The following is a 12,990-nucleotide window of genomic DNA, read 5'->3' on the forward strand; positions in this document are numbered from 1 at the left end:
TAGACGGAAGGAAATGGAGGATTATTCATGTCAATACCAATCAAACTCAAACGCGGTCTAAAAGCCAATCTTCCCTCCGCTGCATCAGTGGGGGAGCCTCTTTTTACAATCGACACCCATGAACTTTTTGTCGGAACAGGTGAGAGTGTCGTACCAATCGCAGCATCTGATCCCACTCTTGCAAATCGAGTAGAAGAACTTGAAATGCACAGAAGTACCATCTCCAGCACCTACTCTGAAGAATTTGATACATTAACCTATGTCGACTCCGAAAAGACAACCGCTGGAATTGTAGGGAGCAGAGTAACTCCTACAGTTACCCCTGACTTTACGGAAGACTTCAGCACTACGAACTACTTTGACGAGTTAAATTCTATGGGGGTTACTGTTGACACAACTAACCGTCTCATCAGGAACACAGCCGGGATAAAAAATGGGATTTTTTACTCCGAGCCGATTACCATCCCGAATACTGACAAAATAACGATAAACGCTGTAGCCAACGAACCTAGCGCATACGCTTTCTCAGAAGCCACTCGCTTTTCTTATTCCGGAAGTGTCTTTTCGCAGCCAATGGGATTTACAGATCGCACGAATCGTACTTGGAAGGTGGCTCTAGTAAACGGCACAGGGATTTATGCAAAAGTGACAAATCCTGATGGCAGCCTGTCGTTTGAAGGAACGATCTTGCCCTTCAAGGGGAATACTCATACGCTTCCTTTTCAATCGGTTGACTATGTTGTGGACTACAACAATCGTGTCTGGTTCTCTATTTCAAATTCATCACTCGGTGGGGTAGTTGGTGCTGTTAATAGTGATGGCACCACTTTCAAAGATTGGTATACCCTTTATTTAGGATCAGGAACAGTGATAGCAACATCAATAACTCTAGATAATCAGAATAGGGTATGGGTCTTTCATTCTGTTTCATCCTATACGCGACTTCATGTTTTTAGTAGTGATGGTCTTATAGTTAAGGATATGACTAATATTCTTACATCCGGGCCATCCGATTACTTACGCTCAGCCTATGACCCAGTAAGAAACCAAGTTGCTCTAGGCATGGTAAACGGAAATTATTTTAAAGTATTTCTTTTCGACAGTTCATTTCGGAGTGTTCGAAATATACAACTAGCAAATGGAGGTAAAGACATCTCCATCGATATGATGTATGATCCCGTCTTAGATAGGTACATCGCCATACAAACAATTTATACGGGCAGTACTAATTCCTACACAGTTAAGCTTTATTCCCTTCACCCAGAAACACTTTTTCAAACCGCTTCAGTGGTAAACATCAACGCAAATTGGGTCTCTCAGCTAGTTGCTGACGGCTCCAATTACCACTTTATTTACTCGTCAGATACTGAGCTAAATAAATACTATCTTGCCACATTTAAAGCTTCCGATTTATCAATGATCGATACTTCAGTCACAGTCTCGCCATTTGCCGGCAAACATTATCCCTTCAAGGATAGCAATGGGGTCCTCCGAACCCTCTCTTTGACTACTAGATATGAACCCAACCAAGCCATCGGCGAATACACTTTTGGAGCATCCAAAGCTACCGTTACGTTGGAGGTAACCAACAACAACGGGCTAGAGTGGATCAATGCTATATCAGGAGAGGAAATTACATTCCAAACTCCCTCCACCTCACTACTTTTACGAGCCAGATTAAACTCGCCTACTGCAAATCTATCTCCAGAGCTGTACGGGTATCGTGTGATTACAGGAACTCTTTCAGGGGAGGTTACCCAAGAGTTTGTAAGCACCAAGCTCCCTTCTGTATCTCCCGTTGCCCATGCCTCGCTTACCGCTGACCAAACCCTTCAAGAAGGCTCAATAGACTGGTACCTATCCAACGACGGCGGCGCTACTTGGGAATCAGCCACCCTTGGACGCAAACATTCCTTTAAGAACCCGCTCTATGCAGATTTACGGGTAAAAGCAGTCATCACCTCGCCTTCTGGCTCCGTGAAATCCCCTGCCATCTCTGGTTACACCCTTACCAGTTCCAACCTATTACTCTCCCCAGCCAAAACAGGAACCAACCTAACCGCCACCATGTCAGCGGACCAAACCCTATCCGCCCCTCACACCTTCACCAAAATTGCTTTCAATACACCCTTCCAAGACGAACTGCAAGAATTCGATAAAAACCTAAATCGCTTTATCGCAAAGGTACCGGGCGACTACTTAATTGTTGGCTCAGCCCGAATCATTAGCCCAACAACCTCGCCAAACGGACTGCATCTAGAAGTCAGAATCAACGGTGAACTTCATAAAGTACTCAGCAGCATCGTTTCCTATTCCAACCATGCCTGGTGTCTCAACGGCTCAAGCATCGTTCGACTTCAACCAGGCGACTATGTAGAGCTTTTCGGCTACTCGTTTTTTGCCAATGGCGTCATAGAAGCCCTCCCCGCTTATACTTACTTCCAAATCAAGCAGTTGTGGTAAAGGACAATCTCTCAAACCACCGTGAGAAAATCCCCAAACTGTCTACTCTATATATAGACCTCACAAGAGAAAGCAGGTGAACAAACGGATGATCCAAACACTACTCAACTCTTCCACTCTCCCTTTGGTAGTATCCAGTGTGCTGACGGCAATCGTCACCTATCTGGTTGCTCGCCACAACAACAAGAAAGAGTTGATGATTACAGACAGGCAGCAAATCTCGCAGGAAAACCAGCAAATTCGCCAGGAGCTGCGTCAGGAAATGGACAAGCTCCGGGAAGAACTCCATGTTTGGCGCAACCGTTGCATGGAGCTTGAAACCATCGTGCAGGAGTGGCGAGATAAATACACGACGCTGGTAGTAGAGAGACAACAGCTGGAGTTTCGTGTCAAAGAGCTGGAGACCGAACTCAAAACGTACATGCAAGCGAGGATTTCCTAAATGTTGCATCGTTAACCATGCGACTCATATTATTTTGGACGTGTCTGCCTCTGCTCAATATCAAGCACGAGTACAAAGGAAATGGATTGTTCCTCATCAATAACCGCTTGGTCCAAGGCGTCATCCACGAAGGTGACACCTACCTTCCATGGGGCGAAATCTCGCCTCGTGAACTAACTCCCTTCCAAATGAATGACGGCTCGATGTTTGTCTATCAGCCTTGATCACTATTTACTTCCCCGAAGTACGCCCCGCTTTAATAGCAAAAGGAGGAACAACCTTTGATTGATACTGACCAGTTCATTCACAGCCTGAGTCTGCTTACTTTTATGGCGATCTTGATTGAAGCCGTAACCGAAATTTTAAAGAATGCCTTCCCCGTACTAAAAGACCGCTCCACTTACATCCTCTCTATCCTCATTGGCATTTCGCTCTCCCTCGCTTTTCAAGTCAACCCCTTTGGTCTTGAGGGCAGCGGCTACTACGTTTCTGCCGTGCTGGCTGGTATCCTCACCAGCCGCGGAGCGAACTACCTTAATAGCTTTGTGAAAAAGCTGAATACATCCTCGAAACAATAACCTCTTCTTCCTCACACAAAAGCACCTGCCCCGATGCAACATCACACACATCAGGCAGGTGCTCCTTCTTTTTTCTCTATACTCTCTCTATACTTCCTCTATCAACCGCGCCAACAAGGTAGCACGCGTCGATATTTCCCCCAGTTCAATCCATTCATCCGGCGAGTGGGCGTAGCCACCCTTTACACCAAGTCCATCCAGCGTCGGGACTCCGCAAGCAGCAGCGAAATTGCCATCGCTTACTCCGCCAGTACCCGACTCTTCCAAAGCCATCCCTAGTTCATTGATGCTAATCGATTGTGCAAGGGAAAATAATTTGCCTGTCTCTTCGGTTCGCTCCATCGGTGGTCGGCGAATGCCTCCCTTTACACTGATGGTAGTACCGGCGAGCACTGGCGTGAGCTCACTCATTACCTTCTCAATGCGTAATGCCTCTTCCATCGAGATAAACCTCACATCTACTTCTGCTTCTGCCGAGTCGGCTACGACATTGGAGCCAATTCCGCCCTTGATGACGCCCACATTGACGGTCGTTCCTTTCTCGTAATCGGTCAAGGCATGCAGAAATTGCACCTGCCTTGCCAGCTCTTCAATAGCAGAGACACCTTTTTGATGATCGACGCCAGCGTGTGAGGAAATACCGCTGACTGCCACGGTAAAATAGGCGCTTCCCTTCCGCCATGTTTTGAGTGCGCCACTCGGTTCTGTCGGCGGCTCCAACACAAAGCTCGCCACCGATCGCGCGGCTTCTTCTTCTACCAGTCGGCGAGAAGTCGGGCTGCCGATCTCCTCGTCACTGTTTAACAATAGCACAATTTTTTTATCTGCAGGCAGGCGATCCAGCTTCACCAATGCCCGCATCGCAAACATTGCTTGCAAAACGCCCGCTTTCATATCGTATACGCCCGGCCCGTACGCTTTCTCATCCCGGATCGCAAATGGTCGGCGAGCCGCCTCTCCTTCTAGCCATACGGTATCGTAGTGACCGATGATGAGGATTTGCTTTTCCCCGTTGCCCAGCGTACAACGCACTTGATCGCCATACGTCTTATTCGGGATCAGCTCTGCTACTCCCCCTGTCAGCCGTTGAAACTGCAGGGCGAACCAGCCCGCCATGCGGTCGCCCAGCTGTTTGTCACGAGAAGGCGAGTCCATGTTGACTGCCTCTTCGAGTAGCTGTAGATAGTGGGGCATATTCTCTTGTACATAAGTGTGGATTGACATAGTGCCTCTTCCTTAGTGAGATTGTGAATTGAGTCCGAACAGGCGCTCTAGTCCGTACACTTTTTCCAACAAGACGATGAACACCAGACTCAGCAGGATGACCACCGAGGAAATTGAAGCCACCAATGGGTCAAGTGTTTCCTGCATATAGGTGAAAATCGCGAGTGGCAGCGTCGTTGTATCCGGTGCCACCAAGAATAAGGAAACCGTCACATTGTCAAACGACGTCAAGAACGAAAAGATCATCCCCGACACGATGGCCGGACGCAACAGTGGCAACGTAATATCCCAGAACACCCGAAACGGATGGGCACCCAGCATGTATCCCGCTTTTTCCAACGTATAATCGAACGAGCTAAGCCCTGTGAGCACCAGCCTAACGACATACGGAATCGAGATCAGCATGTGCGCCAGCAAAAGCCCCGTAAACGTCCCCGCGATACCAATTCGCGTGAAAAACAGCAGCGCGGAAATCCCGATAATGAGCGAAGGAACGGTAAGCGGTGAAAGCATCAGTGCGTTGATGATGCCGCTCCCGCGAAACTTGTATTTGGACAGCGCGAATGCAGCCAATGTCCCTAAGAAAGTCGCCAAAATCGCCGTTACCGTAGCTAGCTTAAGACTGAACCACAGTGAATCGATGAACTCCGGCCGATCCAAAATCATTTCATACCATTGCCACGAAAACCCTTCCGGCGGAAAAGCGAGGTATCCTGCTGCCGTAAAGGAGCTCGGGATAATGACCAGAAACGGCAGATTGACCAAAACAAGCACAAAGAACGTGATGAGTCCGAGTACGTTTATTTTTTTCATGACGCAAACACCTCTTTATACCGCTTGGTTTCAATCAGCTTCGTATACAAAGTCACCAATAGAATCGTGCTGCCCAAGAGCAGGAAGGCAAGTGCCGCACCCAAAGGCCAGTTCAGTGTCGCCATGATTTGCTCATAGGCAATGACAGGCAAGACCTTCACGGAAGTGCCGCCCATTAAAGCAGGTGTCACAAAGGCACTCATCGACAAGCTGAACACCAGTGTCGTACCGGCAATAATCCCCGGCAAGCACAAAGGCAAAGTCACACTGAAAAACGTCCGCATGCGGGAAGCACCCAAAATCGAAGCTGCCTTGTTCAAAGACGGATCGATTGCATACAAGCTGGTTGCAATCGCCAGAACCATGTAGGCAATAAAGGAATCTGTCAGACCGATCACAATCCCCAGCTCGTTGTACAACAGCCGCAATGGTTGATCGATCAACCCCAGACTGATCAACGTTTCATTGATCCACCCTTTTTCCCCCAAAACCACTACCCAACCGAAGTTGCGAATAACAACACTGATGAGGTGAGGGGCAAGAATCAGCATGGTAACGATTCCACGCATTTTTCCTGTAGCCTGTGCCATGTACATCGCTACAGGGAATCCGAGCAAGAGGCTTGCCAGTACCGTCCAGAGACTCACGCGAATCGTCCGCCAAAGAATCTCCAAGTAGTACGGATCTTGTGCAAATAATAAATAATTGTGCAAAGAGAACGCCTGATTCTCATCCTGAAAGCTGAGCAAAAGCATCATCAGCATCGGAATGATGAATACTCCAAGCAGCAAAATCATCGCAGGTGCTGTCAACAATGTAACCGAGAGACGCTTGCTCATCCGTCATCCCCTTCCTGCGGGCATGACCAGTACGTCGTCCGCGTTCCATTGACAGTAAACCGTTTGACCTTCTTGGCGGTCCACCGAACGATCGGTCATTTGGACTTTTACCGAAAGCGTATGCTCCCCGACCTTGACCTCGCATTCTGTGTACGAGCCCAGGAAGGAGGCAAGCTGCAAATGTCCCTTTACCCGATTTACTTCCTCACTGACTGCAGTATCGGTCAGCTTGATTTTCTCTGGTCGGATAAAAATGATCACTTTTTCATGCAGTGCCACTGTTCGCTGTTGCTTTGCCGCCTTCACGAGCATTCCACCAGTCGTCTGCAACGTGAGTACATCCCCGTCAATTCCGATGACTTCCCCTTCCAAACGGTTCGTCTTACCGATGAAGGTATGTACGAATTCAGATGCGGGCTGATTGTAAATCTCCAGCGGTGTACCGATTTGCTCCACGAATCCGTGATTCATGACCACGATGCGATCAGAGAGCGCTAACGCCTCTTCTTGGTCATGTGTCACGAAAATAGTCGTAACGCCGATTTCATGATGTAAGCGCTTTAACTCATCGCGCAGCTCTTCACGAAGTTTTGCATCCAGGTTACTGAGCGGCTCATCCAAAAGCAGGAGCGACGGCTCAATAACTAGCGCCCGTGCAATCGCAATCCGCTGACGTTGTCCGCCCGAGAGCTGTTTCGGGTAGCGGTCTGCTACGTTTGGCAGCTTGACCAGAGACAGTACACGATTCACGCGCTCTTGCATTTCTTGCTTGTTCACTTTGCGCAATTTCAAGCCGTAAGCGATGTTTTCCGCCACAGTCATATGCGGGAACAGCGAGTACGTCTGAAACACCATTCCCAGCTCCCGTTTGTACGGAGGTACGCCATTCATTCGCTGCCCCTTGATCAAGAGGTCTCCGCCATCCGGGTCCAAAAAACCGGCAATCATATTCAAGGTCGTGGTCTTACCGCAACCAGATGGGCCGAGAAACGAGATGAATTCGCCTTGCTCCACCTGCAGGTTGAAGTTTTGAACCACGACATTGCTTTGAAATTTTTTCATGATGCCGCGCAGTTCAACGTCAATCACCTTGGTCACGTGAATACCTACTTTCCTGTTTTGGGTGCGATTTCTTTGTTAAAGCGATCCAGCCAAGCAGATGTGTCCTTGCTCACTACGCCATAGTCGAAGTTGACAACCTTTGTACGATCGAATTCCAATGTTTTCGCTACATCGTCTGGCAGCTTCACAGATGTTGCCGGATTGTAGTACAGCTTCGTTGCGTACATCGTTTGAATTTCATCTGTCAAAAGGAAATCGACGAATGCTTTCGCGGCTTTTGGACTCTTCGAACCTTTTACCAGCGTAGCTACGTTCGGTACGATGTTTCCGCCTTCTTCAGGGAAAACGAACTCCAATGGAACGCCTGCTTCTTTTTGTGTCAAGCTGCGCGCCATTGTCCAAGTGGTGTAGGCTGCGCTCTTGTTTTGCAGATTTTGCTGGAGCTGTGCAGCACTCTTCGCAAAGGTCGGCATGTATCCTGCAATCGTTTCCATTTGTTTGAAGCCTTGTTCGATGTCTTTCTCAGACCCGCCATTTGCATATGCCAGCATGATCATCGCAGAGCGTCCGAAGTTGCTCGCTACGTCTGTCATTGTGATGTAGCCCTTCACTTCAGGCTTCGCCAGGTCATTCCATGATTTCGGTACAGGCAAACCTTTTTCTTTTACCAGGTCCGCATTGTAGGAAATCCCCATCGGCGTGAAGTTCACGACTACACCGCTATCCTCAGTGACATGCAAATCTTCTGGCACGTTTTTCATGTTCGGGATATCGGTTGCAGATACGGTTTCCCACAGGCCTTCTTGACGTCCCTTCTCTTGTTCGCCGCCCTCAACGATTGTCAGGTCGATTTGCGGAGCATTTTTTTGTGCCTTAACCTTCGCTACGATCTCTGTAGAAACACCAGAAACATAGGTCAGCTTCACATTCGGATACTTCTCGTTAAACTTCTTGAACACTTCATCCTTCATCATCTTTTCAACGGTCGCGCCGTTCCCTGCCACTACCAATGTGTCTTCCAGCTTAACCTGTGCCTCGGCGCCGCTATTGTTGCCAGCAGTCGGTGCAGGAGCAGATGTTTGCGGCGTGGAGGAGCCACACCCAGCCAGCAAGGAACCAGTCAAAGCGAAAATGGACAAGACGGATAATGCCTTTTTCTTCATGTAAGTTCGACCCCCGATTGTCTGTATTGTTCACGAATAGAGAACAATGTTTCCTATTCGAGAACGATAATGTTATACTAGCATAAAGATACTGACTATTCAAGGTAGTCGTACTAGAAGCATCATTGTCCCAATTACAGGCTTGTCACCATTCTTTCTAATGGTAAAATAACCTCATTCGAGACTCTTCTTTATAGAGGGGCTACTGTACGTTAAAGGAGACGTTTGTATGGACCAAGTATTGTCTTCTGTTCGAAATGGCTGTCGGCTGTTAAAAATATTTCTCGATTCGCCAAAGGAACTCGGGGTAACGGAGCTCAGCAAAAAGCTCCAGCTGTCCAAGGGAGCCGTTCACAAGCTCCTGTCCACGCTGGAGTCTGAAGGCTTTATCCGCCAAAATGAAAAAACCAAGCAGTATACGCTTGGCTACACGTTGCTGGAGCTGGGCACTAAGGTGCTCACGAATCACGATATCGTTGATTTCTCCAAGCCGTTCTTAGGTCAGCTCGTCTCACGGACAAACGAATTGGCTGTCTTATGTGTACAAGATTCCAAGGACGCGATCTATGTAGCCAAAGAGGATTCACTTCATCCTATTCGCTTTACCGTAGAATCCTTCCGGCGTTTTCCTCTTTACTCTACCTCCGCTGCGAGGGTTTTGCTCGCCTATCAGCCGGAGGAGTTTCAGGATGAGATTTTGCAGGAACACCCACTGAAAAGCTACACGCCTCATTCGTACACCTCGGTCGATCAAATCAAAGAGGACTTGGTGACGATCCGCAAGCGGGGCTATGAAATTAGCTCAAATCGACGCAATACAGGCGTGACCGGAATCGCTGCCCCGATTTTTGATTCAACTGGACACGTAACTGCATCCGTCAGTGTCATCGGTCCCACTGACCGCGTGATGCCGAAAAAAGAAGAGATTTTACAAGAAACGCTAGCGACGGTACGTGCGATGTCTGCTCAGTTAGGGTATCGAATGTCTTGAAACTAGAATTGAGTTGCCATGAAAAAACCTCCTGTTCATCAGTCTGCTCTGATGATAGGAGGTTTCTCTTATGTTGACTTCCTCAGCCTCCGTTGTAGATGAAAGCTCGCGACGCACAGCGGACTCCTGCGCATCCTCGCTGTTCAATGCCAGACCGTAGCGTCGAGACGAAAATCAGCCAGCCCACGATTCCGTGCGAAATCAAACCGATAGCGGCAAATCCTGCTTCATTGGGAGAGTAGCGAATAGGGTTACTGGCGATATGTGAAGTTCCGAGGTCGATGATTTTTTGGGAAAAATTCAAGACGATTTTGTTATTCGGCTTTCCCTTTTCCTCAGAACGCAATCCTACCGCATCTTACTTAAAACAAAGAAGATATTATCGATACTTCGACATGTCTTCTTTGTTTTAAGTGTTATCTAATCGTCACACTAAACGTCAGATACGGTAAATACTAATTATTAATCGCGAATACGCTCTGAAGTATGTCCTGTAATTTTTTGTACATCATCTTCGTATTCAAATGCAATGCTTCCACCTAAAGGAATTGAGAAAGCCCCTGACCAATGTATTTTGTACTGTGTATGCAGATAATGGCTAAATACATCATATCTCTCTCCGCCCCAAGAAGAACCCTCAGGTTCTACATCGACTTTCATGTATCCTCTTATATTTTTTATATGCTGTCTTCTATTATTATCTAAACTAGGGAAGTTCACGTTAAATGCGTAACCACCTTCGTCCCGCAAATCTGCTTTACTATCGGTCTTACTATCAGAGTACCACTCATTAATCGGATCTCCATACTTATCATATTCACCGTTGAATCCATATAAGCGATATTTCAGAGAAAAATCCTCAGTACCAGGCATTAGTCGAGCATTTTCGCTAACCCCAATGGCAAGAATATCATCATAAAGATCTGCTTCTGTAAAGCCATATGTAGAACTATTATCTGCAAATTCGAAACGTGCTGAAGCTTGTGCGTCCCAGTCCACTTCGTCATATATGAACCATGTCTCTAAAGTTATATAATCATGACGATCTTCAATATCGTGTCCTAGAGTCGAAATTAAGCTGGATTTTCCATCTTTTTCTCTTTGTTCGTTAACTTCTTGGTTTTCAGTTACCTTTATATCAAACTCTTTCTTTGTAAGTTGCTCGACTGCGACTTCACCATTTTGCTCTCTTGTTAGCTCATAGTATTCTTCTTTCTTACTTACTACTGGTTTTTCCATAGATAAATATTCTTGAACATATCCATCCTCTATTAAATCCTCTATGTGTTGATCAGAAAATTTAAAGACTTCCTTTAGTTTTTTCATTTCTGCTTGACTCAAATTGTCATTAGATTTCGCCAAAATTATAGTAGGATCCATGTAAAATATAGATGTAAGCAACACTGCCGATATAGCCATTTTTGCTTTTTTTAACATTTCTTACACTCCTTGTTATATAATTAAAAGAAAACGAAAAGGTGAGGTTACATTGAATTTTAGTAAAAAATACTTTGTCTCTACATTAATTGTCGCATTAGTAGTGACTAATATCCTAACTATTTGGGGATTGGTAAAAAGCAAAAGTAATTTAGAACTTTACCAAGAGAGCATTGATGTTGATTTTCAAAGAAGCTTAAGCTCTATCGCTACATCATTAAGGCAAAACACTGACTGGGATACAAAATTTAAATTAGCGCTTTCCTACGCTAGTAAAGTTCAAATCCTTGTAGATAGTACCTCATTTACTGTGGGTACAACTGAAGAAGCCAAGAACGTACTTAGTTACGGATACATGCTAGAAAACTACTTTCAAAATTCTCAACATGCAAAAATAGATGATAATCCCCAACAATTGGAGGAGTTTATTAAATGTGTCGAAGCATTATCATCTAACCCCTCAGATAGTGAATCCGCCAAAAGACTAATTTCACTTATGAAATAAATAGAATTTCACCCCCAATACAAAATGTGATAAAAATCCCCAGTACCACCCCTTTTTTATCACATTTTGTATATTATTGTCAATTTTATATATTAATGTAAATTCATTCTATTTTGAATGCACTACTTTCTAACTTCGAATAATAGATGTATCCATCTGAATCTCTGACATGGAATAGGGCGGAGACACACATAGGTGATCAAGATCAAGTGCCAGATTTGTCACGCAACCACCTCCGCACAATAAAAAAGACGCACCCTCTACGAGTGCATCAAATTATTATCATTCTTCAACATTTAACATTTCTCGAAGTACAGTCAAAAACTGTTTACTCAAAAAAGCAAAGGTCCAAATCGCTCCCAGAAAAGGAATCACATTTAACCATGCCAGCGTTTTTGAAAAAGACCAAAAGTAAAGCCAAAGACTCATTGTTATGAAATATACAAAAGCTTTTATCATCCCGTAGAGGCGACCTTTATGTATTGCAAACTGACCTGCATGTTTTAATGCTGAGGCTATACCCGCAACTAAAGCAGCATATCCCAAAGCAATTGTCACATTAATTTGTGCAAGATTTTTTGTTAGTTCGCTCCATTTACTTAGATCATTAACGTTTTCAAAAAGGGTGGTAAACACTCCAATTAACATGACAAACCCTAAAAGAATCCCACCTAAAAATTGAGCTACTCTCTGCAAGTCCATCTCCCTCCTGTTTACAGAACTTCAACAGTGACAGAATATCTCCTCTCGTATTTAAATTCATCCTTCTGCATTTTTTATATCCATGCTGTTCAGCTCCTTCGTGGCAATAAAGTAAGAACCTTGAGTTGCTGAAGGCCGTGTTTTTGGAGTGTAATGAAACGACTACTACTCCAGCGGAAAAGTCGTTTGTTTCGCCGCGAAAAATGGGGTTGAGGCTTAGAGCCTCATGCTTCGGCTGGCTGTTGGCATCTGGTGATCCCCTAAATCAAACTGTGGTCTTATCTCCAGCCTCGGTAATCCCCTGCTTGAAAAGATTCAGGAGCCATGCTTCTGCTGTCTTCCCATTGAGAGAACACAGTGGATTGTTAGCTAATCCTGACCGTCCTTCCAAGTCGGTCCGACGTATGATATGCAGCTCAATGAATGTCTTCACGATCTTGCGTGCTGTTGGATAGGAGCAGTCTACGATGCGGGCAAGGTCTTATACTGTAAGCTGTAAGCGGCGTTCCCTTTTGCCCGCGTGTCGTTATCCCCTTGCAATGGTTAGTTCTCTCGCTTATATAGAGAGCCATCTTCAACAACAAAAAGCCAGCCTCAGCAAGTGACAACTTTCTAAGCCGTCGCTTTGCCTTTTGGCTGGTTTTGATTTTCACGAGTTTTGAGCTGCGAAAAACCTTTACGATTTCGTCCGACCGGCGCAGTACTTCCTCGGTTGTAGTATTTTCCCCGGTTAATGGTTCAACATACTGGCGCACTACATTTCCCCCAACA

The 12,990-nt window shown here is 45.9% G+C and carries 14 protein-coding genes; 5 read left to right on the forward strand and 9 right to left on the reverse strand.

Annotation, left to right across the window (positions count from 1 at the left end):
* Positions 1–27 precede the first annotated feature (27 nt).
* From FB479_RS19605 to FB479_RS19615, 3 genes are all read left to right on the forward strand, one after another.
* Positions 28–2,463: a hyaluronate lyase N-terminal domain-containing protein gene (locus FB479_RS19605; RefSeq protein WP_142066425.1), complete on the forward strand. Its 2,436-nt coding sequence runs from the start codon at positions 28–30 to the stop codon at positions 2,461–2,463.
* Positions 2,464–2,551: 88 nt separating this feature from the next.
* Positions 2,552–2,905: a hypothetical protein gene (locus tag FB479_RS19610; protein ID WP_047072301.1), complete on the forward strand. Its 354-nt coding sequence runs from the start codon at positions 2,552–2,554 to the stop codon at positions 2,903–2,905.
* A 281-nt stretch (positions 2,906–3,186) separates the two neighbouring features.
* Positions 3,187–3,483, forward strand: a complete 297-nt coding sequence (locus FB479_RS19615; protein ID WP_142066426.1) for a hypothetical protein — start codon at positions 3,187–3,189, stop codon at positions 3,481–3,483.
* An 87-nt stretch (positions 3,484–3,570) separates the two neighbouring features.
* Here the strand turns inward: FB479_RS19615 and FB479_RS19620 are convergent, their stop codons facing one another.
* From FB479_RS19620 to FB479_RS19640, 5 genes are read right to left on the reverse strand one after another with little or no spacing between them, the layout of a single operon-like run.
* The gene (locus FB479_RS19620; protein WP_142066427.1) at positions 3,571–4,707 is read right to left on the reverse strand and encodes a M20 family metallopeptidase; all 1,137 of its coding nucleotides are present in this window, start codon (positions 4,705–4,707) and stop codon (positions 3,571–3,573) included.
* A gap of 12 nt (positions 4,708–4,719) precedes the next feature.
* Positions 4,720–5,520, reverse strand: a complete 801-nt coding sequence (locus FB479_RS19625; protein WP_106652497.1) for an ABC transporter permease — start codon at positions 5,518–5,520, stop codon at positions 4,720–4,722.
* A complete protein-coding gene (locus FB479_RS19630; protein ID WP_142066428.1) occupies positions 5,517–6,359 on the reverse strand; it encodes an ABC transporter permease in 843 nt (280 codons plus the stop codon). The genes FB479_RS19625 and FB479_RS19630 overlap by 4 nt, the downstream gene beginning before the upstream one ends.
* Before the next feature lie 3 nt (positions 6,360–6,362).
* A complete protein-coding gene (locus FB479_RS19635; RefSeq protein WP_106652495.1) occupies positions 6,363–7,457 on the reverse strand; it encodes an ABC transporter ATP-binding protein in 1,095 nt (364 codons plus the stop codon).
* 8 nt (positions 7,458–7,465) lie between these two features.
* Entirely contained in the window at positions 7,466–8,584 is a 1,119-nt protein-coding gene (locus tag FB479_RS19640) for an ABC transporter substrate-binding protein (RefSeq protein ID WP_142066429.1), read from the reverse strand.
* 229 nt (positions 8,585–8,813) lie between these two features.
* Between FB479_RS19640 and FB479_RS19645 the strand changes: the two genes are divergently transcribed.
* Complete coding sequence (locus tag FB479_RS19645; protein WP_142066430.1) at positions 8,814–9,575, forward strand: IclR family transcriptional regulator; 762 nt, start codon at positions 8,814–8,816, stop codon at positions 9,573–9,575.
* Positions 9,576–9,657: 82 nt separating this feature from the next.
* Here the strand turns inward: FB479_RS19645 and FB479_RS30990 are convergent, their stop codons facing one another.
* Positions 9,658–9,921: a hypothetical protein gene (locus FB479_RS30990; protein WP_142066431.1), complete on the reverse strand. Its 264-nt coding sequence runs from the start codon at positions 9,919–9,921 to the stop codon at positions 9,658–9,660.
* A 116-nt stretch (positions 9,922–10,037) separates the two neighbouring features.
* Positions 10,038–11,012 (reverse strand): hypothetical protein, encoded by a 975-nt coding sequence (locus FB479_RS19655; protein WP_142066432.1) that lies wholly within the window; start codon positions 11,010–11,012, stop codon positions 10,038–10,040.
* A 52-nt stretch (positions 11,013–11,064) separates the two neighbouring features.
* Between FB479_RS19655 and FB479_RS19660 the strand changes: the two genes are divergently transcribed.
* Complete coding sequence (locus FB479_RS19660) at positions 11,065–11,517, forward strand: hypothetical protein (protein ID WP_142066433.1); 453 nt, start codon at positions 11,065–11,067, stop codon at positions 11,515–11,517.
* A 282-nt stretch (positions 11,518–11,799) separates the two neighbouring features.
* Here the strand turns inward: FB479_RS19660 and FB479_RS19665 are convergent, their stop codons facing one another.
* Together FB479_RS19665 and FB479_RS19670 are read right to left on the reverse strand one after the other, a co-directional pair.
* Positions 11,800–12,213, reverse strand: a complete 414-nt coding sequence (locus FB479_RS19665) for a hypothetical protein (RefSeq protein WP_142066434.1) — start codon at positions 12,211–12,213, stop codon at positions 11,800–11,802.
* Between the two features lie 422 nt (positions 12,214–12,635).
* Positions 12,636–12,974 (reverse strand): hypothetical protein, encoded by a 339-nt coding sequence (locus FB479_RS19670; RefSeq protein ID WP_255438462.1) that lies wholly within the window; start codon positions 12,972–12,974, stop codon positions 12,636–12,638.
* Positions 12,975–12,990 lie beyond the last annotated feature (16 nt).

The organism is Brevibacillus sp. AG162, assembly GCF_006715575.1.
GTDB classification, from domain to species: domain Bacteria; phylum Bacillota; class Bacilli; order Brevibacillales; family Brevibacillaceae; genus Brevibacillus; species Brevibacillus brevis.